The organism is bacterium (genome assembly GCA_026129405.1).
Lineage (GTDB): Bacteria > Desulfobacterota > Binatia > DP-6 > DP-6 > JAHCID01.
This window is the reverse complement of record JAHCID010000002.1, coordinates 760,257-786,984: the sequence shown is the minus strand read 5'-3', so window position 1 is coordinate 786,984 and position 26,728 is coordinate 760,257. Positions and strand designations below refer to the sequence as shown.

The 26,728-nt window shown below is 73.9% G+C and carries 23 protein-coding genes; 10 read left to right on the top strand and 13 right to left on the bottom strand.

Features of this window, described 5'->3' with window-relative positions; translation table 11 throughout:
- Positions 1-86: 86 nt before the first annotated feature.
- Both KIT14_11870 and KIT14_11865 read right to left on the bottom strand, forming a co-directional pair.
- Positions 87-512: a CBS domain-containing protein gene (locus KIT14_11870; GenBank protein ID MCW5891234.1), complete on the bottom strand. Its 426-nt coding sequence runs from the start codon at positions 510-512 to the stop codon at positions 87-89.
- Between the two features lie 203 nt (positions 513-715).
- Positions 716-1,153, bottom strand: a complete 438-nt coding sequence (locus tag KIT14_11865) for a c-type cytochrome (protein ID MCW5891233.1) — start codon at positions 1,151-1,153, stop codon at positions 716-718.
- A gap of 179 nt (positions 1,154-1,332) precedes the next feature.
- Here KIT14_11865 and KIT14_11860 point away from each other — a divergent pair, with 179 nt between their 5' ends.
- Positions 1,333-1,827 carry a hypothetical protein gene (locus KIT14_11860; protein MCW5891232.1) on the top strand — a complete coding sequence of 165 codons (495 nt, stop codon included), beginning with the start codon at positions 1,333-1,335 and terminating at the stop codon, positions 1,825-1,827.
- A gap of 18 nt (positions 1,828-1,845) precedes the next feature.
- Here the strand turns inward: KIT14_11860 and KIT14_11855 are convergent, their stop codons facing one another.
- A complete protein-coding gene (locus KIT14_11855) occupies positions 1,846-2,700 on the bottom strand; it encodes a hypothetical protein (GenBank protein MCW5891231.1) in 855 nt (284 codons plus the stop codon).
- A gap of 186 nt (positions 2,701-2,886) precedes the next feature.
- Here KIT14_11855 and KIT14_11850 point away from each other — a divergent pair, with 186 nt between their 5' ends.
- The 3 genes from KIT14_11850 to KIT14_11840 all read left to right on the top strand — a co-directional run bounded on the left by KIT14_11850 (position 2,887) and on the right by KIT14_11840 (position 9,576).
- Positions 2,887-4,329, top strand: coding sequence for a hypothetical protein (locus KIT14_11850; GenBank protein MCW5891230.1), 1,443 nt, complete (start codon positions 2,887-2,889; stop codon positions 4,327-4,329).
- Positions 4,330-4,568: 239 nt separating this feature from the next.
- Positions 4,569-8,471: a TOMM system kinase/cyclase fusion protein gene (locus KIT14_11845; protein ID MCW5891229.1), complete on the top strand. Its 3,903-nt coding sequence runs from the start codon at positions 4,569-4,571 to the stop codon at positions 8,469-8,471.
- Positions 8,458-9,576 carry a hypothetical protein gene (locus KIT14_11840; GenBank protein MCW5891228.1) on the top strand — a complete coding sequence of 373 codons (1,119 nt, stop codon included), beginning with the start codon at positions 8,458-8,460 and terminating at the stop codon, positions 9,574-9,576. Before KIT14_11845 ends, KIT14_11840 begins: the two co-directional genes overlap by 14 nt.
- A gap of 21 nt (positions 9,577-9,597) precedes the next feature.
- On the opposite strand, the gene KIT14_11835 is transcribed toward KIT14_11840, so the two are convergent.
- Both KIT14_11835 and KIT14_11830 read right to left on the bottom strand, forming a co-directional pair.
- Positions 9,598-10,128 (bottom strand): hypothetical protein, encoded by a 531-nt coding sequence (locus tag KIT14_11835; protein MCW5891227.1) that lies wholly within the window; start codon positions 10,126-10,128, stop codon positions 9,598-9,600.
- A 25-nt stretch (positions 10,129-10,153) separates the two neighbouring features.
- On the bottom strand, positions 10,154-10,912 hold the full coding sequence (locus KIT14_11830) for a hypothetical protein (protein MCW5891226.1): 759 nt from the start codon (positions 10,910-10,912) through the stop codon (positions 10,154-10,156).
- A 56-nt stretch (positions 10,913-10,968) separates the two neighbouring features.
- On the opposite strand from KIT14_11830, the gene KIT14_11825 reads away from it, so the two are divergent.
- From KIT14_11825 to KIT14_11800, 6 genes are all read left to right on the top strand, one after another.
- Positions 10,969-12,024, top strand: a complete 1,056-nt coding sequence (locus KIT14_11825; protein MCW5891225.1) for a saccharopine dehydrogenase NADP-binding domain-containing protein — start codon at positions 10,969-10,971, stop codon at positions 12,022-12,024.
- Between the two features lie 108 nt (positions 12,025-12,132).
- Positions 12,133-14,220 (top strand): NAD(P)-binding protein, encoded by a 2,088-nt coding sequence (locus tag KIT14_11820; GenBank protein MCW5891224.1) that lies wholly within the window; start codon positions 12,133-12,135, stop codon positions 14,218-14,220.
- 13 nt (positions 14,221-14,233) lie between these two features.
- A complete protein-coding gene (locus KIT14_11815; protein MCW5891223.1) occupies positions 14,234-14,932 on the top strand; it encodes a hypothetical protein in 699 nt (232 codons plus the stop codon).
- The gene (locus tag KIT14_11810) at positions 14,929-15,981 is read left to right on the top strand and encodes a polyprenyl synthetase family protein (protein MCW5891222.1); all 1,053 of its coding nucleotides are present in this window, start codon (positions 14,929-14,931) and stop codon (positions 15,979-15,981) included. The genes KIT14_11815 and KIT14_11810 overlap by 4 nt, the downstream gene beginning before the upstream one ends.
- 13 nt (positions 15,982-15,994) lie before the next feature.
- Positions 15,995-16,711: a hypothetical protein gene (locus tag KIT14_11805; protein ID MCW5891221.1), complete on the top strand. Its 717-nt coding sequence runs from the start codon at positions 15,995-15,997 to the stop codon at positions 16,709-16,711.
- A 29-nt stretch (positions 16,712-16,740) separates the two neighbouring features.
- Entirely contained in the window at positions 16,741-17,280 is a 540-nt protein-coding gene (locus KIT14_11800; GenBank protein MCW5891220.1) for a hypothetical protein, read from the top strand.
- Between the two features lie 7 nt (positions 17,281-17,287).
- On the opposite strand, the gene KIT14_11795 is transcribed toward KIT14_11800, so the two are convergent.
- The 8 genes from KIT14_11795 to KIT14_11760 form a co-directional block, all read right to left on the bottom strand.
- A complete protein-coding gene (locus tag KIT14_11795) occupies positions 17,288-17,656 on the bottom strand; it encodes a cyclic nucleotide-binding domain-containing protein (GenBank protein ID MCW5891219.1) in 369 nt (122 codons plus the stop codon).
- Between the two features lie 158 nt (positions 17,657-17,814).
- Positions 17,815-19,353, bottom strand: a complete 1,539-nt coding sequence (locus KIT14_11790) for a sigma 54-interacting transcriptional regulator (protein ID MCW5891218.1) — start codon at positions 19,351-19,353, stop codon at positions 17,815-17,817.
- 216 nt (positions 19,354-19,569) lie between these two features.
- Positions 19,570-20,769, bottom strand: a complete 1,200-nt coding sequence (locus KIT14_11785) for a cytochrome P450 (GenBank protein MCW5891217.1) — start codon at positions 20,767-20,769, stop codon at positions 19,570-19,572.
- A 193-nt stretch (positions 20,770-20,962) separates the two neighbouring features.
- Complete coding sequence (locus KIT14_11780) at positions 20,963-21,277, bottom strand: hypothetical protein (protein MCW5891216.1); 315 nt, start codon at positions 21,275-21,277, stop codon at positions 20,963-20,965.
- Between the two features lie 100 nt (positions 21,278-21,377).
- Positions 21,378-22,613, bottom strand: a complete 1,236-nt coding sequence (locus tag KIT14_11775) for a patatin-like phospholipase family protein (protein ID MCW5891215.1) — start codon at positions 22,611-22,613, stop codon at positions 21,378-21,380.
- Positions 22,614-22,778: 165 nt separating this feature from the next.
- The gene (locus KIT14_11770) at positions 22,779-23,417 is read right to left on the bottom strand and encodes a hypothetical protein (GenBank protein MCW5891214.1); all 639 of its coding nucleotides are present in this window, start codon (positions 23,415-23,417) and stop codon (positions 22,779-22,781) included.
- Positions 23,418-23,700: 283 nt separating this feature from the next.
- Positions 23,701-24,132 (bottom strand): hemerythrin domain-containing protein, encoded by a 432-nt coding sequence (locus KIT14_11765; GenBank protein ID MCW5891213.1) that lies wholly within the window; start codon positions 24,130-24,132, stop codon positions 23,701-23,703.
- Between the two features lie 243 nt (positions 24,133-24,375).
- Complete coding sequence (locus tag KIT14_11760; protein MCW5891212.1) at positions 24,376-26,604, bottom strand: right-handed parallel beta-helix repeat-containing protein; 2,229 nt, start codon at positions 26,602-26,604, stop codon at positions 24,376-24,378.
- Positions 26,605-26,728 lie beyond the last annotated feature (124 nt).

Genomic DNA, 26,728 nt, shown 5'->3' with positions numbered 1-26,728 from the left:
GAACGCGTCGGGCAGCCGCGCGAGCCCGGCCGACGTGCACACGGGCCCGTCCGTGCACACGGTGATTCACGTAGCGGACGCGGGCGTCATCCGGTCGGCGTCCCGGGCCGGCTCAGCTCCACGAAGGCGTCGAGCACGTCGCTGCGGGTCAGCATGCCGACCAGGCGCCCCCCGGCGACGATGGGCATCGCGCCGATGCGCTCGCGGCGCATGATCCGGGCGGCGTCGGCAACCTGAGCGTCGGGCGGGAGCGTGACGACCGTGGTCGCCATCAGGTCTTCCACCGGGATCGTCTCCGGGTCGGCGCTCGGCCCGCCGCCCGCCGCGAGCTCGAAGACGGACGGAAAGGCGTCGCGCAGGTCGCGATCGGTCACGATGCCGACCAGGCGGCCGTCGGTCACCACCGGCAGCTGGTTGATGCGGTGCCGAGCCATGACGGTGCGGGCATGCGCGGCGGAATCGTGCGGCTTCACGCTGACGACCGGGTGCTTCATCCAGGGTTCGATTCGCATGCGCCGGTCGCCGCAAACGGCATGCCGAAACCCCGACGCCGGCCCATCGGCATGCGGCCGGCGTCCATTCCCAGCGCTGCCAAGGGCGAGAATCGCCGATTCCCACGCGCGGCGCCGAGGCCGCGGCGCAGCGTCTCGCCGCGGCGGTGGGACCGCCGAGGCAGAGCGTCTCGTCGACGCCGGGTTGGAGGTGAGCGAGAGGATCACGGCGCGGCGGCGGGTGTCTGCAGCGAGCGCACGTAGTCGGTGATGAGCAGGACCTTTCCCTGCACCTCGACGCGGCGGCTCATCTCCCAGCCCGGCTGCTGGCGGAAGGTCTCGCCCCAGACCGGCATCGCCGAGTCGCCGTGGGCGCGGACGCTCGAGGTGCCGTCGATGTACGCCGCGATCCGCTGGAACGGGAACTCGCCGCCGTTCGCCTTGGCGATCCCGGTGATATCCGGCGGCTTCGGCTGCATCAGGCTGCCGGCGATGCCGTCGCCTTTGCCGGCGGGACCGTGGCAGGCGGCGCAGTAGCGCAGGTACATGGCGCGGGCCGGCGTTTCGTCGGGCTCGGCGGCGCGGGTGGACGATGTGGCCGCGAGCAGCGCGAGCAGCGCGGCGGCGGGAGCGGCGTGACGGAGCGTGCGCGTCGAAACCATCGATGGAGTTCCTCCTTGCGGCGTCGCACGAGCAGGACCCGTGCCGCGCGCCCCGCCACGACGGCGTGCCGCGCGTTCCCACCCCTCGGACGGACCGCCGCACGGACTCCCGTAGGCGAGAACCCGCACCCGCCGGGTCTTGCGCCCGCGGTGGACGGCCCCTTGCACCCGGCGAGGGCATGCTGCTCGGCGACCTGCTCGATCGATCCGTGGCGCTCGAGGAGCGTGCGCAGCGGCTCTACGCGCGCTTCGCCGCGGGCGCGTCCGACGCCGCGCTGGCCGGCTTCTGGGCGCAGCTGGCGGCGGAAGAGACGGGCCACGCCGAGGCCGTACGCAGCGCCCGCGCGCAGCTGTCCTTCTCGGCGGCGCGGCGCACCCGCGTCGACGGCTGGGCCGAGGCGCTCGCCGAGATCGAGGGACGGCTCGCCGCGGCGGAAGCGCTCGGTGCCGACGCCGGCCTCGACGCGCAGCTCTCGGCCGCGCTCGCCCTCGAGGGCAGCGAGATCGACGCCATGCGACAGGCGGCCACCGCCGTGGCCGCGGGCGTTCCGCCGGCGGCAGAAGCCGCCCACGTGCGCGAGCTGGCAGCGGCGGCGCTGCGCCTCTCCGCCGACCCGCACGTCCAGCTCGAGGCGACGCGCCTGCTCGCGCAGGCGCACGTCATGGGACGCTGACCGCCTCGCGCTCCCGGCTCACCCGGCCCGCACCCAGGCCGCCAGCGTGTCGGCGCCGTTGCCGCGCATGCGATGACCGCGGCACGCCGACACCCGCCAGGCCTGGTCGTCGATCATGCGCTGGAACGGGGTGAACGTGGTGCGCTCGGCCCAGCCGAGCCAGTGCGCCTCCCAGAAGCTGTTGTAGCCGGCGCCGGCGATTACGACGTCGGCGTCGCCGAGCCATTCGGCGAGCGGGAAGAGAGCGGCGTCGCCGAGGAGGTCGCAGCGGACGGTGCCGTCACCCGCGCCCTGCGCGAGCGCGTCGATCTCGCCCGGCACGCCGGCATGCGTGACCACGACGAGCGCTGCGTCCGGGGCGACGCCGAGGTGCGCGCGCAGGGCGCCGCGCGGCCGGCACTCGTCGGGGTTGCACACCACCACCGGGTCGACGTGCTCGGTGATCACGCCGTGCAGCACGGGCTCGATGCCGACGATGCGGCGGAAGCGGCGCGGGTCGAAGCGGGCATCCGGCGGTCCGCCGAACCAGGCGCGCGGGCACGAGCGCACCAGCAGCCACGCCGGGCAGCCGGCGAGGGGTAGCAGGTGGCGCAGCGGGCCCCAGTAGAGGTCGGCGATCAGCAGGTCGGGGGCAAACGCGGCCAGGGCCCGGGCGAGCGCGCTCTCGGGCGCACGCACCGGGCTGCGCAGGTCCGCGGGGACGAGCGCGACGACCTCGTACGGCAGCGACGCCAGGATCGGGAAGCGCAGCTGCGGCCCGAACATCCGGTAGTCCGCGTCGACACCGGCGCGCCGCAGGGCCCGCCCCACGGCGACCCCACGCATGAGGTGGCCCGCCCCGACGTCGCCGCCGGTGAAGTAGGCGATCCGCATCGCGGCGCATTCTGCCCGTTCGCCGGACGGGGGGCCACGCACGGCGGGACACGAAATTGACCGCCGCGCAGCGCAGATTTCGCTTTCGACCCGCGCCCGAATGCGGCACCATCGTCGCGACGCAGGCGCCGCCGCGGCGGCCGGCGAAATCGCAGCGTGAGGCGGAGGTCGAGGATGCGGATGGGGATGCGGTGCACACTCGTGGCCCTGATCGGGCTCGTGATCGGCACGACGGCGCGCGTGGCCTGCGCGGCTCCGTCGCACACGCTCGACGACTACGTCGTCATGGGCCTGGAGCGCGTGCACCTGAAGGACCTCGCGACCGTGCGCTCGGGCGACGTCGGCGTCAACGGCGCCGTGCGGCTGGCGCTCGTCATCGGCCGCGGCAGCACCTTCGCGAACGGCACCACGCTGGTCGGCGACTGGGCGCGCGCGGACCGCGTCACCGTCTACGACTTCTACACCAACCGCCACCTGTCGCCGCCGGCGGGCCTCGTCGTGAACGGCGTCGGGCCGCTGCCGACCGGGCCGCTGCCGCTGGTCGATCCGCTCCCGCCGCTGCCGGCGTTCGCGCCGTCGGGCGTGTCGGTGGTGGTCATGGGCCAGCAGGCGCTGCCGCCCGGCACCTACGGCAACGTCACCGTCCGATCCGGCGGCCGCCTCGAGCTCTCGGCCGGCACCTACGAGTTCCACACCATCACCGCCGCGAAGGGCGCGTCCATCCTCGTGAGCGGCCCCGCGACGCTCAACGTCCAGCAGACGCTGCGCATGGGGAACGGCTCGGTCTTCGGGCCGGCGAGCGGCACGATCACCGCGGAGGGGATCGTCGTCAACGTGGGCGGGCGCGTCGCCCGCTTCGGCTCGGCCGCCCGCGCGTCGCTCAAGCTCTATGCCCCGAACGCGCGCGCCTCCTTCGGCCGCAACTTCCAGGGCATCGGCCAGTTCGTCGCCAAGACGGTCAACACCGACCACTCCACGAGCTTCTCGCGCGGCGACTGCGGCAACGGCATCGTCGAGACGGGCGAGCAGTGCGACCCGCCGGACGGCGTCACCTGCGACGCGAGCTGCCGCGCCATCGGCGCCACCACGACCACCTCGTCGAGCAGCACGACGTCGGTACCGACGACCTCGTCGACGACGACGTCCACGACGTCCACGACCACGACGACGGAGCCGACGACCACCACGACGTCGTCCTCGACCACGACCACCGAGCCGACGACCACCACGACGTCGTCCTCGACCACGTCGACCGAGCCGACGACCACCACGACGTCGTCCTCGACCACGACCACCGAGCCGACGACCACCACGACGTCGTCCTCGACCACGTCGACCGAGCCGACGACCACGACCACCGCGCCGCCGGTGACGACGACCACGACGACCAGCACGACGTCGACCACCGAGACGACCACCACGACCTCGTCGACGACCGTCCCGACCCTGGCCACGTCGACGACGACCGTGCCGCTGCCGCCGACGACGACCACGACGACGATGCCGGTCGCGATCTGCGGCAACGAGAAGGTCGAGTTCCCCGAGGAGTGCGATCCGCCGGGCGCCGCGTGCGGGCCGGACGGCTACTGCAACGAAGACTGCCTCTGCATCTTCGGCGGCGGCTCCTGAGCGCCCGGCCTGCCTCGCGCCGCCGCGGCGCGAGGCAGGCCCACGGCGGGCCGAGGGGGCCCGCCCCACGAGTGCCGGCGACGTGGACAGCGGCTGACCGGCTCCACCCGGCACCTGCCCGAGCGCACTGATTCTGCGCTTGTCAGCGTCCCCGCCGGGCGACTAAGCTCCCGCCGCTCGTCACCATGTCCCCTCTCGACACGCCCCCGGATGCACGCTCGTCGCTTTCGGCGGGCACGGTGTTCGAGGCGCGGTTCGAGATCGTCGAGCTCGTCGGCGAGGGCAGCTGCGGCAAGGTCTACCGTGCGCTGCAGTCGTCGACCGGGCAGGAGGTCGCGCTCAAGATCCTCCGCCACGACGACGGCCCCGCGGAGCGCACGAGCACGCTGCGGCAGCGCTTCCATCGCGAGATGCGGCTCGGCGCCGCGCTGTCGCACCCCAACATCGTGCGCCTGCTCGACTCCGGCGAGTGCCCGGATGGCACGCTCTACGCGGCCTTCGAGCACGTCGCCGGCTCGACCCTGCAGCGCGTGCTCGAGGAGGAGGGCAGCCTCGCGCCGGCCGAGGCCGCGCACCTCATGACCCAGGTGCTCGACGCCCTCGCCTGCGCCCACCGGCGCGGCGTCGTCCATCGCGACCTCAAGCCCGCGAACATCATGGTCACGCACACCGGCGCCCGGCGGAACGCGCTGGTCCTCGACTTCGGCCTCGGCGGCTTCGCCGAGGGGCATCGCGACTGGGCGAGCCCGCAGATCACGCGCACGCGCGAGATGCTGGGGACGCCCGCCTACGCCGCCCCGGAGCAGCTGCGCGGCGAGCCCACCACCACGCGCTCGGACCTCTACTCGTGGGGTCTCGTCTTCCTCGAGTGCCTCACCGGCGAGCCCGTCGTGCGCGGGGCGACGGTCCAGCACGCGCTCCACCAGCAGCTCGGCCCCGAGCCGATCGCGATCCCGGGCTGGCTCGCCGAGCAGCCGCTCGGCGCCCTGCTCGCCTGCGTCACCGCCAAGGAGGCGGACGCCCGCTCGCGCTCGGTCGTCGAGCTGGTCGCCGAGCTCGACGCACGGCCGGCGGTGCAGGGGCGCGATCCCGCGCTGCGCCCTCCTCCCGCTGCCGAAGGCGGGGCCGGGCACGATCAGCAGCGGCAGGTGACGGCGCTGAGCTGCCGCCTCTCCGCCAACGTCGTCGGCAACGGTACGGCGCGCATCGATGTGCTCGACCAGGCGCTGTGGAACGTGCGCGGCCGCTGCCTCGAGATCGTCGATCGGCTCGGCGGCCGCACGATCGGGACGCTCGGCGGCACGCTCCAGGCGGCCTTCGGGCATCCGCGCTCCGAGGAGGACGCGCCCCGGCGCGCCCTGCTGGCGGCGCTGGAGATCGTCGAGACGGTGCGCCAGTGCAGCGCCGAGACCGAGCGTCGCCACATCCGCCTGAGCGTCCGCGTCGGCATCCATACCGGCCCCGTCGTCGCCCGACGCGTGGGCGCCGGAACGACCGCCGATCGCATCGACGGCACCACGCTCGACGGCGCCTCGCATCTCGACGCGGCGGCGGGCCCGAACGAGATCCTCGTCTCCGCGCCCACCTACGCCCTGTTCCGCCAGCTCGACGCCGAGCCCGCCCCGCCCGTGCTCCTCCCCGGCGCCTCGACCCCGGCGGCGGTCCACCGCCTGATCGGGCCGCAGGACGAGTTCCGCCGCGGCCGGTTCCGTGCCACCACCACGCCCTTCGTCGGCCGGCCCGACGAGCTCGCCACACTGCGGCGCGCCTGGGAGCACGCCGTCCTGGGCGAGTCGCAGGGCGTGCTCATCGTCGGCGAAGGCGGCCTCGGCAAATCGCGCCTCGTGCACGAGCTGCGCAACGAGCTCGCCGGCGCGGCCTGGATCGAGTGCCGCTGCACCCCCGACACCCAGGCGAGCCCCCTGCGGCCGTTCATCGAGGGCCTCGCCGACGCGCTGGGCGGCCGCCCGCTGGCGGCCTTCCTCGACGCCCACGGCCTCGACGCCGCGCTCCTCGCGTCGCCGCTGGCCTCCCTGCTCTCGCTCGACGCGGAGCGCGCCGGCGGCGGCGGCGAGCCGTCGCCGCAGGAGCGGCGCAAGCGCACCTTCGACGCGATCGTCGCGCTGCTGCTCGGCCTCGGTCAGTCGGGCCCGACGGTGCTGGCCGTCGAGGACCTCCACTGGGCCGATCCCACGACGCTCGACCTGCTCGCGACGCTGCTGTCCGAGCTCGCCGGCACGAGCCGTGACGAGGATCCGTCGGCGCCGTCGCTCCTCGTGCTGCTCTCGACGCGCACTGCGTTCGGCCTGCCGCGCGCCGTCGCCGACCTGCCGAGCCTGCATCTGAAGCCCCTCTCGCGCAGCCTCGTCGGCGAGATGATCGCCTCGATGCTGCCGGCCGAGCGTCCGCTGTCGCCCACCGTGGTCGATCTCGTCGCGCAGCGCGCGGAGGGCGTGCCGCTGTTCGTCGAGGAGCTCGTGCGCATCGCCGCCGACGCCGGGACGAGCGCGCGCGCGAGCCACCCGGCCGAGCCGCTGGAGCTGCCGGGCACGCTGCGCAACCTGCTGATCGCCCGGCTCGCGGGACTCTCGCCGAGCGCGCGCCAGACCGCGCAGCTGGCGGCGGCACTGGGCCGCGAGTTCACCCATGCGGTGCTTGCCGCGGTCGCCGGCAAGGCGCCGGCCGACCTCGACCGGGATCTCGAGGAGCTGGCGGCCGAGGGACTCGTCCACCGCCGCCGCTGGCGCGACACCGAGCGCTGGATATTCAAGCACGCGCTCCTGCGCGACGCCGCCTACGAGTGCCTGGCGCCCGCCACCCGCCGGCGGGTCCACGAGACCATCGCGAGCGCGTTCCGCGACCGCTTCCCGGAGGTCGAGGCGCGCCAGCCCGAGACCGTCGCGCTGCACTGCGAGCGCGCGGGGCTCGCCGAGTCGGCGATCCGCTACTGGACGCGCGCCGCCCGCGTCGCGGCCGCGAAGTCCGCGAACGCGGAGGCGGCGATGCACTACTCGCACGCCATCGACCTGGTCGCCGAGCTGCCCGACACCGGGCAGTCGCGCACGCAGGAGCTGGAGCTCCAGCTCGACCGCGGGCACGCGATCGCCGCCTTCGAGGGCTTCGCCTCGACGCGGGTGGCGGACAGCTTCAAGCGCGCCCGCGTGCTCGGCGAGTCGGTCAGCGATGCGGCGCGGCAGTTCTGGGTCGCGAACGGGCTGTGGTCGTTCCATCTCGTGCGCGGCGACCGGGCGCTCACGTGGGAGTACGCGAACCGGCAGGCGGCGCTGGCGGAGCGCACGCGCGACCCCGTGCACGCGCTCGGCGCGCTGCACGCGGTCGGCTCCACGGCGTTCTTCGCCGGCGAGTTCGAGCGCGCGGCGCGGCTCCTCGCGCGCTCCAGCGCGCTCTGCGCCGAGCAGGCCGCCCGCATCGCCGCCGGCGAGCTGGTCGACCCGCGCGTGCGCGCGTTCTTCCAGTCGCCCTGCTACCACGGCTGGGCATTGCTGCACGCCGGCGACGCCCCGGGCGCGCTGCGGGTGCTCGAGGAGACGCTCGCGGCGGCGCGCCGGGCAGGCAGCGCCTACCACGTCGGCGAGGCGCTGAACCACGTGCTCGCCTACTGGCACGACGTCGGCGAGCCGGCGACGGCCCTGCCGCTGGCCGAGGAGTGCGTCGCCTTCTGCGCCGAGAAGGGTCTGCACTACTGGGGCATCGTCGCCGACTCCGTGCGCGGCTGGGCGCTCGTCCACCGCGGTGACGCCGACGACGGCCTGGCGCGGCTCGCGGCGGGCCTCGCCGCCTATCGCGCGACCGGCGCCAACACGCCCTACGCCTACCGCGTCGCCTACGAGGCCGAGGCGCTCCTCGTCGTCGGGGACTCCGCCAAGGGTCTGCGCGTGATCGAGCAGACGCTCGACGCCTTCGCCGACAACCTCGACCGTTTCTACGATGCCGAGCTGCACCGCCTGCGCGGCGAGCTGCTCGCGGAGCTCGGCGACCGCGCCGCGGCGGTGGTGGCGTTCGCGACCGCGGGCGCGCTCGCCGAGGCCGGCGGCGGCCGCTTCACCGCGCGGCGCACCGCCGCGAGCCGCGCGCGCGTCCTCGGCGACGCCGCCCCGGAGACGACGCATGCCCCCCGCTGACGGCGCCCCCTACATCGAGCTGCCGCAGGACCGCTTCCCGCTGCCCCCGTACACGCTGGGCACGAGCGGGCGGCGCTGCGGCTTCGAATCGCACGGCTTCTTCTGCAACGTGGATCACCCCGCGGCGCTCGGCGTGCTCTGCGAGCGGATGCTGAACACGCCGCTCCAGGGCCGGCACGACGTGCGCTTCGTGCCCGCGGGCGACCTCCTCCTCGTCACCGTGAACCGCTATCGCGGCACCGGCGGCCGCTCGCCCTACGCGCCGGGCGCCGCGCCGGCGGACTACCGTATGCCGTCGGTCCCGTATCTCGAGTTCTGCTTCATGGTGCCGGTGCGCAACGTGCGCGATCCGCGGCACGAGCGGCGTCTCTTCTGGTTCATGCCGCTCGTCTACATCGCCCCCTACGTCGGCAGCCGCGACGATCCCGATCCGGCTCCCGTCGACGACGCCTCCGTGCACGCCATCATCACCGGCCGCGAGGTCTACGGCTTCCCGAAGGCGCCGTCGCGCATCACCTACGACGTCCACGGCGGCGACTGCTGGGCGACGCTCGCCGCGCTCGTGCCCGACGCGGGAGGGACCATGCGCTACCAGCAGATATGCGACGTGCGCCCGAAGCCCGACCTGCCGCCGGCCGGGCCGATGTCACGCCAGGAAGGTCTCCAGCGGCTGCTCACCGCGGTCGTGACCGGCCCCGAGCAGACGCCGGTCCAATGGAGCGGCACGCCCGAGGGGGCGCTGGTCGCGAAGACCACGCCGACCAGCACGTGGCACTTCGACCGGCGTCAGGTGTTCGGCGCGCCGCTGCTGACGCTGAAGCAGCAGCGCGACCCGCGCAATCCCGAGCGTGCCGCCTATCAGGCCGTGGTCGCCACGCCGCTCGACGTGATGGACATGAGCTGCCAGCACGAGACCGCGCGCGACCACGTGATCGACGTGAGCGACCCCGCGGGCCAGGGCATCTGGGAGCAGCTCGGGCTCGACGCGGCCCACGACTTCTCGGCCGACGGCCAGGACTCGTACCGCGAGAGCGCCTCGTACCACCTCCTGTCGTGGCTCAGCTTCGGCGATCCCGCGCGCACGACGGTGTGGCCCATCACCTGACGCCGGCGGACGGCGCCGCCGTCAGCGCCTGGGCGACCAGCCGAGCGTCACGACGGTGGCCGCGACGGACATGCGGACGAACGCCTCGACCGCGGGCGCGACCGGCCCCCCCGTCGGCACCGTGGCGGACCAGAGCCAGAACCCGAGGCAGGCCGAGTGGCAGCCCTCGAGCGCCAGCCCGGCCATCTCGATCGTCACCCAGGGATAGAGGACGAACTCCGTGCCGTTCACGAAGGCTTCGACGGCGCTGAAGTAGTACTGGGCATGGTTGATCGAATGGCCGACGGCCACCAGCGCGGCGTCGGCGCGGCCCCAGGGAACCAGCACCGACCCGACGCCCCGTCGCGCCGTCTCCTGGGCGCGCGGGAAGCGCTGGAGCCGCTCGATCTCGCGCACGATCCATGCGGCGACGAACGCGTCCAGCGTGGGGTCGTCGCCGAAGAGCGTGCGCTCGCGATAGGCGTTGCGGAACTCGTCGTCGAAGCGGCGGAAGAGCGCGCTGGCGTCGCCGCCGTCGCCCGCCGACTCCATCGTCTCCTGCGTCTCGACCATACGGCGTTCCCTCTCTCCGCTGGCGTCAGAGCCGGCAGCCGAGCGGCCAGCTGAGCCGCCACGTCATCCCCGAGACCTCGCAGCAGCGGTCCGCGCCGGCGAGGGTTTCGCGGGCGGCGAGCCCGCTCGCGAGGTCGCCCGAGACGCTCAGCCGGGCGCGGACCGGCCGCGCCCGGGCGTCGCGCGCGCCCCAGTCGAAGTAGGACGTCACGAGCCGGTCCGCGGCGCAGCGGCCGAGGACCGGCAGGTCCGCCAGGCGGTGGGCGCCGCGGAACGCCTCGACCCCGGCGGCGTCGCCGAAAGGCCCCGTCGGCTCGACCGTCGCGTGGAAGAGGAGGCGCCCGGCCTCGTCCGTCATCCAGAAGATCGGCGGCCGCCACTCCATGTGCGCCAGCCGCTTCGCGAGCCCATAGTGCAGGTTGCCGTCGGCGACGGCGGGGAAGTAGCTCGAGCACATGCGCGGGAAGAACAGGTGCCGGTAGCGTCCCTCGCGATGACGCACGAACGGCACCGCCAGCCCGAACTCGCAGAAGTCGATCGCCAGCGGCATGGGCACGCCGCCGTAGACGACGGTGCTGCGGGTCTGCTCGCCGAACAGGAGCAGCACCGGGTGCGTCGGCGCGGCGGCGTCCGCGAGGCGGAGCGCCGGCGGCAGCAGGCCCGCCACGACCTCGCGCGGCCAGTCCAGCGTCGCGAGCCAGCCGTTGAAGCACGACATGCCGACGAAGCGGGCCCCCGCCGCGGCGGCGCCCAGCACGCGTCCGTCGACGGCTTGCGCGAGCATGCGCGAGCCTCGTACCACATTCGCGCGCTCTGCCACGACGTGCGGCGCGCGCTCCCATGACGAACCCCCTACTGATCTACGGCGCCACCGGATTCACCGGAAAGCTATGCACCCGGGCAGCCCTCGACCTCGGGCTACGTCCCGTGCTCGCGGGCCGCGACCCCGGGCGGGTCGCCGCGGCCGCTGCACCGCTCGGGTTACCCCATCGTGCCGCCCCGCTCGACGATCCCGCCCGCCTCGCCGAGTTGCTGCGCGGGATGCGCGTGGTGCTGCACGCGGCCGGCCCGTTCTCGGCCACCGCTGCCCCGATGGCCGACGCCTGCCTCGCCGCCGGCGTGCACTACCTCGACCTCACCGGCGAGGTCGCGGTGCTGGAGGCGCTCGCCGGACGCCATCGCACGGCGCGCGAGCGCGGGGTCATGCTGATGCCGGCCGTGGGCTTCGACGTCGTGCCCTCCGACTGCCTCGCGGCGTGGGTGGCGGGCCGGCTCGCGCGCCCGCGCCGGCTCGCGCTCGGCTTCACCGGTCTCCAGTTCGCCACCCGCGGCTCCCTGCGGACGCTCGTCGAGCACGCCGGCGTGGTGCGCGTGCGCCGCGACGGCCGGCTCGTCGACGTCGTGCCGGGGACCTTGCGCCGGGCGTTCGACTACGGCCGGGGCGCCCGCGAGAGCCTCCACGTGAGCTGGGGCGACGTCGTCACCGCGCACTATACGACGGGCATCCCCGACATCACGGTCTACTTCGACGCCACCCCCTCGCTGCGCGGCATGCTGGCGGCGAGCCGCCACCTGGGCTGGGCCCTGCGCACCCCGCCCTGGCAGACCTGGTTGAAGGCGCACGCCGTGCTGCTGCCGGAGGGACCGACGCCGGCGGAACGGGCCGCGGCCCGCATGACGATCGTCGCCGAGGTCGAGGACGGCGCCGGACGCCGGGCCGCCGGGCGCCTGCACACGCCCGAGGCGTACACGCTGACCGGACTCACGGCGGCGGCGATCGCCCGCCGCGTGCTGAGCGGCCGGGCCGAGCCGGGGTTCCAGACCCCCGGTCGGGTGCTCGGCCCGGACTTCATCCTCGGGTTTCCCGACGTGGTCCGTGAAGATCTGCTCGGATAGAGAGAGATCGCTTTCTGCTGAACCTTCGCCTGTGGTAACTCTCCGCGGCACGTGCCGTCCGAGGGGAGACCGATCCGCGTCGCCGTCGTGGGCGGAGGCTGCGCCGCCATGGCCGCCGCCTTCGAGCTGACCCGACCTGCGCTCGCAGGCCGCTACGAGGTCACCGTCTATCAGCTCGGCTGGCGCCTCGGCGGCAAGGGCGCCTCGGGCCGCGGGCCCGCCGGACGCATCGAGGAGCACGGGCTGCACCTCTGGATGGGTTTCTACGAGAACGCCTTCCGCCTCATGCGGGAGTGCTACGCCGAGCTCGGACGCGATCCGGCGACCTGTCCGATCGCCGGCTGGCGCGACGCCTTCGCCCCCGCGCCGCTGGTCGGCGTCATGGACCGCGCCGGCGACGGCCCGTGGCTGCCCTGGCTGGCCGATCTGCCGCGTCCCCCGGGCCTGCCCGGCGATCCCGACGCCGCGGGCCGGCGCTGGACGATCGCCGACTACCTCCTGCGCTCGGCGGCGATGCTGCGCGCCCTCTTCGCCTCGCTCGGCTCGCACGCGGAGAGCGGCCCGCACGGCGACGGGGCGGGCGCCTCCGCGAACGGCGGCGACGGCCTGGTCGAGCGCGTGACGCAGCTCCTGCGTGTCGGCGAGCTCGCGACGCTCACGGCGCTGGTCGAGGCGGTGAGCCTCCTCGAGCTGGTGCTGGGCCAGCTCGGACGCCAGGGCGACGCGCTCGTGCTGCGCCTCCTCGACGCGCTGGGGACAGGCGTGCGCCGGCACATCGCCGCGCGCGCCGCGACCGATCCGCCGCTGCGGCGGCTGTGGATCATCGCCGACCTGACGCTCGCCACCATGCGCGGGGTGATCCGCTTCGGCCTCATGACCGACCCGCGCGGCTTCGACGCGATCGACGACTACGACTGCCGCGAGTGGCTGCGCCTCAACGGCGCGTCCGAGGCCGCCCTCGCCTCCGGCTACCTCGCCGGCCTCTACGACCTCGGCTTCTCCTACGAGGACGCCGATCCCGCCCGCCCCCGCATCGCCGCCGGCCAGGCGCTGCGCAGCATGGTGCGCGCCTTCTTCACCTACCGCACGGCGTTCTTCTGGCGCATGGAAGCCGGCATGGGCGACGTCGTCTTCGCGCCGCTCTACGAGGTGCTCCGGCGGCGCGGCGTCCGCTTCGCGTTCTTCCATCGCCTCGAGAACGTCGGCCTCGCGCCGAGCGGACCGCCGCACGTCTGCCGGCTCGAGTTCGACGTCCAGGCCTTCGTCCGCCGCGCCCCCTACGAGCCGCTGGTCGACGTCGACGGCCTGCCCTGCTGGCCGTCGGAGCCCGACTGGAGCCAGCTCGTCGACGGCGAGCGCTGCCGGCAGGAGGGCTGGCGCTACGAGTCGCACTGGGACCGGCGGCGCATGAGCGCGCGGACGCTCACCGTGGGTGAGGACTTCGATCTCGTCGTCCTCGGCGTCGGCCTCGGCGCCGTGCCGCACGTGTGCCGCGAGCTCGTCGCCCGCGACCCGCGCTGGCGGGCGATGGTGGACAACGTGAAGACCGTCGCCACGCAGGCGTTCCAGATCTGGCTTTCGGCCGACATGGAAGCCCTCGGCTGGAGCGGTCCCGCACCCGCGGTCTCGGGCTTCGTCGAGCCGTTCGACACCTGGGCCGACATGCGTCACCTCCTGCCCCGCGAGCCCTGGCCGGTTGCGCCGCGCGCCCTCGCCTACTTCTGCAACGTGCTGGCGGACGAGCCGGGGGCGGCGGCAGACGATCCGGCCTACCCGCTCCGCCAGCACGAGCGCGTGCGCGAGCACGCGGTGCGCTTTCTCGAGCGCGACGTCGTCCACCTGTGGCCGCGCGCGGCGCGCCGGCCGGGCGGGTTCCGCTGGGATCTGCTCGTCGCCCCGGACGATCCGCACGGCGCGCCGCCGCCCGCCGACGGCCCGGGTCGGTTCGCGACCCAGTTCTGGACCGCCAACGTCAACCCGAGCGACCGCTACACCCTGTCGCTGCCGGGGAGCAGCGCCTACCGCATCTCGCCGCTCGACGACACCTACGACAACCTGACGATCGCCGGCGACTGGACCGCCTGCGGCTTCAACGCGGGATGCGTCGAAGCCGCGGTGATGTCGGGACGCCTCGCCGCGCACGCGATCGCGCAGTCGCCGCCGCTCGAGGACATCGTCGGCTACGACCATCCGTGAAGAGGACCCTGCCGTGAGCCAGGACGACCGCATCAAGCGCCCCCGCCCCGAACGCACCGCCCCGATCCGCGGCTGGAGCGGCCTCTTCGGGCGCCCCGGCGGCGAGGCCGGCCCCGGGGGCGGGCTCGACGACGTCGTCACGCGCTCGGTCGAGCTGGGCTATCGCGTCATCGACGAGTACGTGCGCCAGGGCCAGCGCGCCGCCGCCGGCCTGCGCGACCGCCGCACCGATCCCGAGACGCTGACGAGCGACCTCCAGGGGCTGCTCGGCCGCATGGCGCAGTACACCTCGGAGTTCCTCGGCGTGTGGGGCGAGTTCGTCGAGCTCGCCACCCGGGGGACGATGCCGGGCTTCGCCGCGACCGGCGGCGGCACACCGCCGCCGGCTTCCGCGCCGGCGGCGGCGACGGCCGCGAGCGACGAGCCGGGCGTGCGCGTCGAGCTGTGCGCGGCGCGTCCCACCGAGGTCGCCGTCGACCTGCGGCCGCACACGCCCGGCACGCGCCTGTGCGTGCAGGGCATGCGGGCGATGGACCCGGGCGAGCCGCGCCTCGAGGGCATCACGCTCGAGGCCGCCGCGCCCGGCGCGCCGCTCGTGCTGCGCGTCGTCGTCCCGCAGGAGCAGCCCGCGGGCACGTACAACGGCATCGTCGTCGAGGAGGACACGAGCCGGCCCGTCGGCACGGTGAGCGTCCGCCTGCCGCCCGCATGACCGGGGCCGCAGCCGTCCTGCCCGCCGCCGACGATCTCGTCGCCGGCCTCCTCGAGGAGTACGGCCGCGTGACCCGCGTCGCGCTCTGCGACTACCTCGAGCGCCGCGAGCCGCGCCGCCATCTCTACGACCTCGTCGCCGACTACCCCCGCCGCGGCGGCCGCATGCTGCGCCCGAGCCTCTGCATCGCGGCGGCACGCGCGTTCGGTGCGCAGCCGGAGGACGCCGTCCGCTCGGCCGTCGCGCTCGAGCTGCTGCACAACGCGTTCCTCGTCCACGACGACGTGCAGGACGAGAGCGACGAGCGCCGCGGACGCCCCACGCTGCACGTCCTCCACGGCGTGCCGGTGGCGGTCAACGTCGGCGACGCGCTGCTGCTGCTCGGCCTGCGCGCCCTCATGGACAACCGGCGCGCGCTCGGTCCCTGGCTCGCGATGCGCATCCTCGAGGAGGCGGAGCGCATGGGACGCGAGAGCGTCGAGGGTCAGGCGATCGAGCTGGGCTGGCGTCGCGACAACCCGCCGTGGCTCGAGGACGGCGACTATCTCCACATGGTCCTCAAGAAGACCTGCTGGTACACGACCGTCTACCCGCTGCGGGTCGGTGCGCTGCTCGGCGCCCGGCGCGCCGGCGCCCTCGACGCCTGCGTGCGCTTCGGCTTCTTCCTCGGCGCCGCCTTCCAGATCCAGGACGATCTCTTGAACCTGGTCGGCGATCCGCGGAAGTACGGCAAGGAGCTGGAGGGCGACATCTTCGAGGGCAAGCGCACGCTGATGCTGATCCACCTGCTGCGGCATGCCGACGACGCCGAGCGGGCGGCGCTGCTCGCGTTCCTCGCCCGCCCCCGGGCGGCGCGCCGTGCCGCCGACGTGCGCTGGGTGCGAGCCCGCATGGACGCGCACGGCAGCGTCGAGCATGCGCGGCGGGTGGCCCACGGCCTCGTGGGCGCGGCGCAGCACGAATGGCGGCAGCTCGCGCAGGCGCTGCCGGACGGACGCGACGCGCGCTTCCTGGGCGCCCTGCCGACGTGGGTGCTCACGCGCGCCTGAGGAGACCGCGACCATGGCCGACGACTTCGAATCCCAGGTGCGCTCGGCGATGGAGGCGCTCGGCGGCGCGCACGCCGTCCGCCACATGACCGACGTGGATCGCGCGGCACGCGCCGCCGTCACCGGCGGGACCCAGGTGCCCATCCACACGACGCACAGCGCGGCGGCGTACGATCCGCTCCACGGCATCTCGCATCTCGACGTCGAGATCGCGGTCGGCCTGCCGCTCGCGAAGCTGGCGCCCTTCCTCGACCCGCGCGGCTGGAGCCGCTTCAGCCCGAGCTTCGCCGCGAGCCACGCCGTCGCTCCGGGCACCTACGCCCCGCTCGCCGCCCAGGCCGCGGGCAGCGCCTGGTCCGGCTACCTGTTCGAGGACTTCCAGGTGCCGATCGGCCGCTTCCGCAACATCCTGAAGGTGCGCTTCGACCTGGATCCGGATCGCATCGTGGCGCGCTACGACCTGCACCATGGCCTCTCCTTCGAGTTCGTCGCCTGGCATGCGCCCGGCGGCGTCGAGATCGACCTCGGCGAGGTCGTCGCCACGCCCATCGACGCCGGCCGCACCGCCGTGCGGATCACGAAGACGCTCGCCTTCCGCGATCTGACCCCACGCGATCCGGGCCGTCGCATCGACCACGGGCGCTGGCTCGGCTACCTCGCGCCGGCCATGATGACGCTGCACGCCGCGGAGACGAGCGGGTTCGGCCCGCTCGTCGTGGACGAGGCCTGACCAACGCAGGCCGGAGAGGAGACCGTACGATGTACCGATCGGGAACCTATTTCTCCGCCCTGGCGAGCTTCTGGGGGGGCGTCGCCGAGGACGCGACGACGCGCTGCCGCCGCGCCTGGACCGAGATCGAGGAGCGCAGGTACTCGCCCGCGAGCCTGTTCTCCGACGGCGTCGGCTTCTGGACGACGACCGTCGAGCAGTACTGGAGCAGCATCCTCTCGAACGCCAGCACGCCGGTGCCGGTGGTGCTGTTCGAGGTGTCCGTGGGCGCCAAGGACCCGCGCACGGCGACGCAGAGCAAGACCGCCGCCGTGCCGCTCGGCCTGCTGGCGCCCGACCGCGCCCCGCACGCGACCCCGCTCGCCTGCATCGCGACCGAGCCGGCGGGCGCGAACCGCGTCGACATCCCCGCCGCGAACGTCCACGTCACGGTGACGCCGAACCGCAACGAGCTCGAGGTCTCGCTGGTCGGCCTGGCGGACGTCCACCTCGGCCCCGGCCACTACTGGGGGCTCGTCTACGCCGCCGGCACGCCGCTCGCGACCGTGCACGTCGTCGCCACGGCCTGACCGACCGTCACGCCTCGCGTCGCGCCACGCTGCCGAGCCGCTCGTGCAGCGCGTGCGCGACGCCGCGGAAGAAGCGCGCGGCGAAGCCGGGCCGCGTCGCGACGACCTCGCCCAGGACGCGGGTGTCGAGCACGTCGACGTGGACCTCGGACTCCGCGACCGCGGTCAGCGCGGCCTCGGCGGCGCCGAGCACGGCGCCTTCGCCGACGACGTCCGCGGGCCCGAGCCAGGCGAGCGCGGCCTCGTCCTGCCGGCCGCGACGCTCGAGCCGCACGGTGCCTCGGCGCAGCACGTACAACGACGTGGCGGGGGCGCCCTCGCGCACGAGCACGTCGCCGGCGCTGTAGACGAGACGTGTGCCAAGGTCCCCGAGCAATTGATCGTCCTCCGGGGTGAGGTAGCGGAGCGTCCGTGACACAGGCGTCACCGAAGCAAGCACGGTGCCAGCGCTCCGCGCTCGTGTGTGTGCGCGCACCGAGCGCCGTCGTCCGCGCTCGCGGACTCGGCGGCGCATGCGCGGAAGCGGCGCGGCGCTCAGGGTTTGTCGCGCCCGAGCCCGAACGCCTTGATCATCTGGTAGATGTTCGACTTCTTGAGGTCGAGCCGGCGGGCCGCCTCCATGACGTTCCAGCCGGTGTCCTCGAGCGTGTCCCGCAGCAGGCGCGCCTGGAAGCGGCGCGTCGCCTCCTGGAACGTCTCGCTCTGGCCGCCGTCCGCGCCGCGGCCGTTCGCGGGCGGGAAGAGATGGCGGCGCTGGATCTCGAGCACGCCCTCTCCGGCGGCGCGGATCATGGCCGCCTCGACGGCGTGGGCGAGCTGGCGCACGTTACCCGGCCATTCCGCGGCCTGGGCTGCGCGGATGGCGCCGTCGGACATCCGCATCCGCCCGAGCCCGTGCCGGCGCGCCGCCGTGGCGCAGAACGCGCTCACGAGGTCGGGGACGTCCTCGAGGCGCTCGGCCAGCGACGGCATGCGCAGCGGCATCACCTGGAGCCGGTAGAAGAGGTCCTCGCGGAAACGACGGCTCGCGACGGCGGCCGCGAGATCGGTGTTGCTCGCGGCGATGACGCGGACGTCGGCCTGCACGGTACGCGCCGAGCCGAGCGGGGTGTACTGCTTCGACTGCAGGAGCTGGAGCAGCTTCGCCTGCGCCGACGGCGACAGCTCGCCGATCTCGTCGAGGAGCAGCGTCCCGCGCTCGGCGGCGGCGACGCGCCCCGTGATGCGGCGCAGCGCGGTCGAATGCGCTCCCGGCAGCGCCCCGAACAGCTCGCTCTCGATCAGCGTCTCCGGCAACGCCGCGCAGTTCACCTCGACGAAGGGCTGCCCGGCGCGCGGAGAGCTGTCGTGGACGACGCGGGCGAGCTGCGTCTTGCCGGTTCCGTTGTCGCCGGTGAGCAGGATCGTCACCTCGAGCGGCGCCAGCAGCGCGGCCTGCTGGAGCACGGCCACGAGCGCCTCGCTGCGGCCGACGACGCCCTCGAGCCGCAGCGTCTGGCGCAGCCGCGCCAGCGGGTCGGCCTCCGCCGGTCGACGCTCGGCGAGCAGACGGTGGGCGCACAGCGCGAAGTGGCGGGCGAACGTCTCGGCCCGCTCCTGGTCCTCGGCCGAGAACGACTCGGGGACGTCGCGCCCCTGGAGATAGAGCACGCCCATCGGCGCCTCCTCCCCGATCGGCGCGCACAGCACGGCCTCGATCTGCCCGCTGAGGACGCTCTCGCGGCCGCTGAAGCGCTCGTCGCGGAGGGCCGACGAGGTGAGGATCGTACGCCCGCCCGTGAGCGCCATCGCGATGATGCCCTGCGAGACGCGCGCCCGCACCGCGTCGACCGCCTCGGGCGTGAAGCCGTGGGCGATCGACCACCCGGGCCCATGCTCCGGCTGCAGCTCGAGATATCCCTGGCGGGCGCGGGCGACCTCGACGATGAGCGCGAGCGCCTCGCGCAGGAGCGGCTCGAGCTCGGTCTGGCGGTTCAGATCGAGGAGGCGCCGATAGAGGTCGCGCTCGAGGCGATAGGCGTCGCGCTCCTCGCGCAGGCGCACGATCGATTCCGGCTCCTCCCGATCATTCATCGCCGCCTCGTGGTCGCCAATACTGCATCCGGCGTAACGCACGCAACGAACCGAACCGCGTCGGCCGCCCGCCATGAGCCATGGCACATGGCCCCTGCGAGGTCGCACGGCCGGCCTGCGGGCTCGCTCGTGCGGCCCCGGCGACAACGAGGGTCCGCACCCATGGAAGCGGATTCCGGACGCGCGCACGCCGCGCAGACGCGCACCCGCCGCGGGTCAACGCGCCACGAACCGCAGCGGCACCACCGTCGGGCCGAAGATGCCCGTGCGCGGCCGCCAGCCGATCGGGCCGTCGATCCGCAGGTCGTGCAGGCGGCGCGCGAGGATGGCCAGCGCCTCCTGCATCTCGGCGCGCGCGAGGTTGGCTCCGAGGCAGTAGTGCGCGCCCCCGCCGAACGTCAGCGGCGGCTCGCGCGGGACGGTGACGTCGAAGCGCTCGGGATGCTCGAAGGCGGCGGGATCGTGGTTGGCCGCCGCGGTGGACAGCGTCAGCAGCGTGTACGGCGGCACGAGGTAGTCGCCGACGACCACCTCTGCCGTCGTCATCCGCGGCGCCACCGCCACCGTACCCTGGAAGCGCAGGACCTCGTCGACGGCCGCCGGCGCCAGCTCGGGCCGCTCGCCGAGGAGACGCCACTGCTCGGGGTGCTGCGCGAACAGCGTCATCGCGATGCCGAGCTGGTTGCGCGTGGTGTCGTAGCCGGCGAACAGCAGCGCCCCGATCATGCTGCGCAGCTCGAGCGGGCTCAGGCGGTCGCCGCCGTCCTCGGCCTCGATGAGGCGGGTCACGAGGTCGTCCTCGGGTGCCCGCCGGCGCGCTTCGATGAAACGCTCGAGGTAGCCGGTGAGGCCCTCGTACGCGGCACGGATCTCGTCCATGTGGTTCGCGAGATCGAACGACAGGACCCAGGTGAGGCCGTTCGCCCACTCGCCGAAGCGCGCGTAGTCCTCGCGCGGCACGCCGAGGAGCTCGCAGATCATCTGGATCGGGTAGTGGTCGGCGAAGTCGGCCATGAACTCGCACCGTCCCGCCGGCGCGAAGCGCTCGACGAGCTCCTCGGTCAGCGCCGCCATCGACGGCCGTAGCCGCTCCACCGAGCGCGGCGTGAAGGCGCGGCTGACCAGGCGGCGCAGGCGGCTGTGGTCCTCGCCGTCGACCGACAGCAGGGCCCGCGACAGCAGATCGAAGATCGGCCCGTCGGTGAGCCCCTGGAGCCGCACGATGGGGAGCAGCGAGCTCACCAGACGGGTATCGCCGAGGAGCGCCTCGACGCTCCGCCGCTCGACGACGAGCGCGCCGATCGCCGTGCGTGCGAGACAGCTCCGGGCGCGGATCGCGGCGATCGCGGCGGCCGGGTCGGCCTCGAACTCCGGCGTCATGAAGTCGAGGAACGGCGCCTCGTCGAGAGACCTCATGTCTATGGTAATGCGGGGCCGCCCGCCGGGAGTCCAGCCGCGGGCCGCTCGGGCCTGGGCACCGCGGCGGCGCCGGCGAGCACCAGCAGCCCCCGCGACCGTCGTCCACCCGGCCGTCGCGCCGAGGATCGTGGTCGCGGCCACGGCTCGGCCACGCCGCGCCGGCCGAGGTCGGGCGGCCGGCGCCGATCGCTCAGTTCCGATTCTGCGCGTCGTGCTTCTGCTTCCAGATGCGCTCGCTCTGCGTCTTCTGCTCCTGCCGGATCGCGTGCCGCTCCTTCTGCGTGACGACGCCGTCTTCGCGCGCGTCCTCGTGCATCTCACGGACCTCGCGTTGGCCCTGGCGCAGGCGCTGCGCCTCCTTGCGCGTGAGCTCACCGCTCTCGACGCCGCGCCGGATGCGCTCCTGCTGGTTCTGCTGCCGCTCCTTCAGGGTGGGTGGGTCGTCGGCCTGCGCCGCGGCGCCCAGCGAGAGCACCAGCACGGCCACGACGAGCGTGGTACGCATGCCCTTCGGCTAGCACGCCCGCGAGCGCGCGGAAGCCCCGTCGTCGCACGGGGTACGCATGCGGGGGAGCGGACGGGGCGCGGGCACCCCGCCCGTCCCGTCAGCCCGCTTTGCGTTCCATGGTCCCGTTCGCAGACGTCCCCGCCCGCAGGAACGCCTCGATCTCGTCGATCCGCGCGTGCGCGTCGCGGTAGCCGATGTCGATCAGCGCACGCGTGTAGGCGGAGTCGAAGAGGAGATACGACATCAGGTCGGCGCTCTGCGCGTCCGGTGTCCCGAGCCCCTCCATCACGTAGCGCACGAGCACCGGCATGCGGTGCGCGAAGCGCTGGGCCACCAGCGCGAGGTCCTCCGACGGGCTCAGCACCAGCGGCTCCACCGGCCGCATCGGCTCGCTCGGTCCGGCGCCCGGCTCCGCAGGCGGTCCCCCGCCGCCGTACGACGCGATCAGCTCGTTCATGCGCTGGAGATGGTCGAGGTCGGCGTCGAGGTGGTCGAGGAAGATCGCGTTCAGGAAGACGCCGCAGATCTGCGCCAGCGGCGGACACGCCAGCTCCGAGCCCGCCGCGCCCGCCTCCTCGGCCGACGCGAGCTCCTCGCGCGACAGCACCTCGGCGGCACGCTGCGAGCGGATGCCGATCGCGAGCACGCGCGAGGCGCCGAGGCGGATCGCGGGACTGAACGGCGTCACCAGGCGCATGGCGCCGTCGCCGAACCAGAGCGCGCCCGCCGTCGTCTTCACCCGCACCGGTGGGAAGATCATCGGGATCGCGGCCGACGCCAGCACGTGGTCGACCGTCAGCTCGACCGGCAACGACACCCGCCGGCTCTTGCGCCACAGCGGATGCCCGGACCGCCCCTGGATGAAGGTGTAGCAGCGTCCCGAGTGATAGCTCGCCGCCGTGATCGCGACGGCGTACAGGTGCCCGCGCCGGATCGCGTCGGCGATGCCGCCGAGGGGCAGCGCCTGGCCGAGGTAGGCGCGCAGCGGCGCGGCGTCGAGCAGCGCGTGCGTGACGGTGTGCCCGAGCACGCCGCCGAGGACGAGATCCTTGAGGAGGCCCGCGACGCCGCGCCCGAGCGAGAGCGCGTCGGTGCGGAATACCTGCTCGCACGCGAGCCGTCCCCAGACGGCCGCCAGCTCGGTCGCGGTGGCGCCGAACGCCGAGCTGCCGGCGGCGACCATCGCCCCGTTGATGGCCCCGGCGGACGCACCGGTGACGATCGCGAACGGCGACGGCCCGTCGCGGAAGGCGGGGATCTCGCCCAGCCGCTTGAGGACGCCGGCCTGATACGCGCCGCGGGCGCCGCCCGCCGTCAGCACGAGCCCGGTCACGCGGACCCGTTCCCCTGGCGCGCCCTTCCCGGACCGGCAGCCCTGTGCACGAGGGGAGGGCCAGCAACCCCGGTGCCAGCGCAAAGCGCGCCGCGCGGCGACGAATTCGCCGCCCCGTGTGCGGCGCGTGCTCGCCGGGCAGGCAGCGACGTGACGAGAAATCGATCAGCGGCCGGCGCGCGTGCAGGTGAGCTGCTTCCCCGCCCAGCGCACCGTCGCCTCGGCGTCGCGGACCCAGAAGGCGATCGCGCCCTCGGCCTCGTAGCGGACGCCGTGCTCGCTGGGACGCAGCACGGCGACGACCTTGCGGTCGCCGCGGGTGAGCGCCACCGTCGGCGCCGGCGGCGCGGCACGGGCCGGCCCCGGCCGCGCCGGACCTCCCCCGCGCCCCGCACCGCCCGGGCCGCCCGCCTCGCCGTAGGAGGCGACCAGGACGAGGCTGCCGTCGCCGCACTCCCAGGTCTCCGAGCCGAACGCCTGCACGAGCCCGTAGCGGATGCGGAGCTCGGCCAGCCGCAGCTCGTAGGCGAAGGCGACGCACGCCGGCGGGTCGTCGTGCGTGAGGCAGGCGTCGCGACGCTCGACGAAGGCGCGCTGCTGCTCGTCGAGGCGCTCGCGCTCGCCCGGCAGCGCCGCCGCGCGCGCCTCCGGCAGCACCTCGGCCATGCTGCGATCGAGGCCGGCCAGCGTGGGGTCCGCGCAGAGGAGCTTCGCGACGCCGGTGGCGGTGGTGCAGTCGGGTGGCGGCGCCGCCGGGGACGCGGCGGCGAGCCCGAGCACGAGGACGGCGAGCACGCGGCGCATGCCCGTCCGTGTATGCCCGCGCCCCCCGGGACGCGAGCCGCGGCGACCGGTGCGGACGGGTCGAAGCCTCAGCGGCGGCTGCTGGCGACGACCGAAGCGCACGCCCGACGGCCTGCCGGCGCTGCCCTTCCCCTGCCGCTGGTGGCCCAGCTCCAGACCACCGGAGGATGCTGGGAGATCACCTACGGCGGTGCGCGGCTGAACGGCCCTACGTGTTCGAGGCGAAGTGACGGCCGGGGCGGGTTCCGGGCGGCCGAGCCCGGAACTCGCCCGTCGCCGGCCGTCAGGCCGCGATCGGCTCGGCCATCTGCTCGCCGAGTTCGGCGTTGCGCTCGTCGCCGAGACGCTTCTCGGCCATCGGGAACATCTCGTCCTCTTCCTCCTCGACATGGTGGGCGACGAGTTCCTTCAGGACCGTCATCTTGGCCTCGAAGTTCTCGGCGTCGGCGTCGAGATCCGGCAGCTCCGCCAGGACCAGCTTGACGACGTGGTGCTCCTCATAGGCCTCGCCGACCATATCGTCGGCCTTCTGCGTGCCGATCCCGCGCACCGCCGGATAGAAGATCGTCTCCTCGATCTCGGTGTGATGCTCGAGCGCCGCGATGATCTGCTCCACGGTGGAGCGCCGCGTCTTCGCGTCCTTCGCCTTCAACGCGGCCGAGAACAGGCGCTCGACCTCGCGGTGCTGTCGCTTGAGCAGGGCGGTTGCCTTCATGGGAGTCTCCCTCCTCCGATGGTGAGCGGGCCACGGCGTGCGACCCTGCCCACGAGGCAACACCCGTGCCATCGTCGGGGGCGGCGGATCGCCGCGCCGGACGGAGGCGACGTCGCCCGCACCGCGCCGTCGCGAACGCCGATTCTACAACCGCGCGTGCGACGGACCCCGACGGCGCGCCGGCACGGGCGGGTACGTCGCGGCCCCGGCCCGTTCGGGCCGGGGCCGCCGACGCTCAGGCGCTCAGGGCGCTTTGCACTTGAGGACGATCGGGTTGTTCGCCGCGCACGGCGTGATCGTGCCCTGGCGGACCGTCCCCGGGCCGTACGTCAGGGTGATCGTCGCCGGACCCAGGAGCGGGCCGTTCATCGGCAGCGCCCCGAGCCGGAGCTTGTACTGGAACCGGTTCGGGACCTTCTTGTCCGCCTTGAACAGCGCCTTCGACTTCCGGTCGACGCTGCGACAGATGATCTTCGGCAGCGACGTGCCCTTGGTGATGCAGGTGCCGATGCCGAAGGTCACCGACTGATCGGCGCCGCTCGCGGCCTGGAAGCGGACCGTGATCGGGCCGAGCGTGTTGAACGTGTCGGCGGGCGGGCTCGTCGGGAAGGTGCCCTTCGCGACCACCTTGCCGTTGCCGCCGGGGCCGGACTGGGCCTTGGCGGTGAGACGGTTCACCGTGAGCGGGCCGACCTCGTCGAGGTCGCAGGTGCCGCTCATGTCGGTGTCGGGCTCGCCCTCGCAGACGCCGGCCTGGCAGGTGTCGGGCACCGAGCAGGTGACGCCGTCGTCGCAGGACGTGCCGTCGGCCACCGGCGCCGAGGCGCAGGTGCCGAGCGGGTCGACGCAGGTGTCGGTGGTGCAGGCGTTGCCGTCGTCGCAGGCGATCGGCGTGCCGGCGAGGCAGAGGCCGCCGCCGAGATCGCAGGTCTCGACGCCGTTGCAGGCGAGACCGTCGTTGCACTGCGCGTCGGCGTTGCAGGCGACGCAGGCGGGCGGCGTCGCGGCGAAGGGCGCGGCGTCGACGTCGCCGACGACCGTGTCGCAGCCGGGATTACCGGGACCCGCGGCGCAGCCCCAGTAGTTGTTCTCGGCGTCGACGCCGGCCGGCGCGGCGCCGTTGACGACACCCGCGTCGCCGTTGCCCGCGATCTGGTTGTTCGCGACCGTGAGCGTCGCGCCCGGAGTCAGCCCACCGTACGTGTTGGTGAACGAGTCGAACACGCTGACGCCGTTGCGGAAGCCGCCGATGCGGTTGCAGGTGGCCGTGATGACCGTCGTCGCCGGCATGATGACGCTGCCCGAGCGCGACTGGACGAAGATGCCGGACGTGGCGGGCGTGGTGCCGCTGCCGCCGACGTTGCCGCCGTCGAGCACGTTGCCGGTGATGTTCACCGGGCCGTTGCCGCGCAGCTGGATCGCGTGCGCCGCCGAGACCGGGCCGATGGTGCCGGAGAGCGTGATGTCGTTGTTCACCAGGTTCACCGCCGCGTTCGGCTGCGTGGGATGGAGGCGCACGAACACCGCCGCCCCGACGACGGCGATGCCGACGTCCTTGTCGACGACGTTGTCCTCGAAGGCGAGCGGGTTCTCGAGACCCATGCCGTTCATCTCGAAGTCGAGCGCGTTGCCCGTGAAGGCGCTGAACGTGTTGCGGCGGATGCCGACGTTCGAGACCGCCTGGCCGTTGCTGGCGTAGAACTTGAACACGCCGATGGCGGTCACGCCGCCGACGAAGGTGTTCTCCTCGATGGCCGCGTCGCGCAGCTCCTCGACGTAGATCGCGTAGCTCGCCGGGTTCGTGAACGTCGTCCCCGTCACCGTGAGGCCGGTCAGCGTCGAGGTGTTGCCGTCGTTGGCGCCGTAGATGCCGAAGGTGTTGCCGGTGAACTGGCTGTCGGTCACCGACAGGTTCGCGATCTGGCTCGCCGACGACATGCGGATGCCGATCGCGTTGGTCGCGAACGTGCAGTCGTCGACGCTCACGTTGCTCACCGGCGTCGCCGCGCCGAGCGAGAAGTCGATGCCGCGCGAGGTCTGGCCCGTGAAGGTGACGCGGCGGATCTCGGTGCCGCTGCTCGTCACGCTCTGGAACGACACGCCGGTGGCGCCGTTCTCGATCGTGAAGTCGCTCAACACGAGGTCGTCGGCGCGCGCCGAGAAGGCGATCACCCCCGCCGACGGCTGGACCAGCGTCGCACCCTGCCCGGCGCCGGTGATCGTCAGCGTCTTGTTGAGGATCACCGTCGCCGGCACGGCGTGCGCGCCCGCGGCGAGCTGGATGGTGTCGCCGGCCGTCGACGCGGTGACCGCGGCGGCGATCGTGTTGCAGCTCGGCGTCACGACCGTACAGGTGTTGGAGCCGTCGCCGGGCACACCCCAGGTGGTGGCGGCGGCCAGAGCGGGCAGCGCGACGCCGACGAGCGCGGCACCTGCGATGGCGAGGAACGAGCGATGCGTGCAGGACTTCACTGAGGACCCTCCCTTGGGTGCCCCCCGGTTCCCCCCGGGGAAGCGGTGCGGCGAGCGAGCGCCACGAGGTCTGCTGTGTCCCATCCGCCGGCGTCCGGGGGCAAGGAAAAATCACTCGGTTCCG

Excerpts from the sequence above, each read along its gene's own strand:
- KIT14_11810 (MCW5891222.1), top strand. The coding sequence starts at position 14,929 with ATGACCGGGGCCGCAGCCGTCCTGCCCGCCGCCGACGATCTCGTCGCC.
- KIT14_11870 (MCW5891234.1), bottom strand. The coding sequence starts at position 512 with ATGCGAATCGAACCCTGGATGAAGCACCCGGTCGTCAGCGTGAAGCCG.
- KIT14_11790 (MCW5891218.1), bottom strand. The coding sequence starts at position 19,353 with ATGAATGATCGGGAGGAGCCGGAATCGATCGTGCGCCTGCGCGAGGAG.
- KIT14_11850 (MCW5891230.1), top strand. The coding sequence starts at position 2,887 with ATGCGGTGCACACTCGTGGCCCTGATCGGGCTCGTGATCGGCACGACG.
- KIT14_11800 (MCW5891220.1), top strand. The coding sequence starts at position 16,741 with ATGTACCGATCGGGAACCTATTTCTCCGCCCTGGCGAGCTTCTGGGGG.
- KIT14_11780 (MCW5891216.1), bottom strand. The coding sequence starts at position 21,277 with ATGCGTACCACGCTCGTCGTGGCCGTGCTGGTGCTCTCGCTGGGCGCC.
- KIT14_11855 (MCW5891231.1), bottom strand. The coding sequence starts at position 2,700 with ATGCGGATCGCCTACTTCACCGGCGGCGACGTCGGGGCGGGCCACCTC.
- KIT14_11830 (MCW5891226.1), bottom strand. The coding sequence starts at position 10,912 with ATGCTCGCGCAAGCCGTCGACGGACGCGTGCTGGGCGCCGCCGCGGCG.
- KIT14_11770 (MCW5891214.1), bottom strand. The coding sequence starts at position 23,417 with ATGCGCCGCGTGCTCGCCGTCCTCGTGCTCGGGCTCGCCGCCGCGTCC.
- KIT14_11825 (MCW5891225.1), top strand. The coding sequence starts at position 10,969 with ATGACGAACCCCCTACTGATCTACGGCGCCACCGGATTCACCGGAAAG.
- KIT14_11860 (MCW5891232.1), top strand. The coding sequence starts at position 1,333 with ATGCTGCTCGGCGACCTGCTCGATCGATCCGTGGCGCTCGAGGAGCGT.
- KIT14_11835 (MCW5891227.1), bottom strand. The coding sequence starts at position 10,128 with ATGGTCGAGACGCAGGAGACGATGGAGTCGGCGGGCGACGGCGGCGAC.
- KIT14_11820 (MCW5891224.1), top strand. The coding sequence starts at position 12,133 with ATGGCCGCCGCCTTCGAGCTGACCCGACCTGCGCTCGCAGGCCGCTAC.
- KIT14_11805 (MCW5891221.1), top strand. The coding sequence starts at position 15,995 with ATGGCCGACGACTTCGAATCCCAGGTGCGCTCGGCGATGGAGGCGCTC.
- KIT14_11785 (MCW5891217.1), bottom strand. The coding sequence starts at position 20,769 with ATGAGGTCTCTCGACGAGGCGCCGTTCCTCGACTTCATGACGCCGGAG.
- KIT14_11865 (MCW5891233.1), bottom strand. The coding sequence starts at position 1,153 with ATGGTTTCGACGCGCACGCTCCGTCACGCCGCTCCCGCCGCCGCGCTG.
- KIT14_11840 (MCW5891228.1), top strand. The coding sequence starts at position 8,458 with ATGCCCCCCGCTGACGGCGCCCCCTACATCGAGCTGCCGCAGGACCGC.
- KIT14_11765 (MCW5891213.1), bottom strand. The coding sequence starts at position 24,132 with ATGAAGGCAACCGCCCTGCTCAAGCGACAGCACCGCGAGGTCGAGCGC.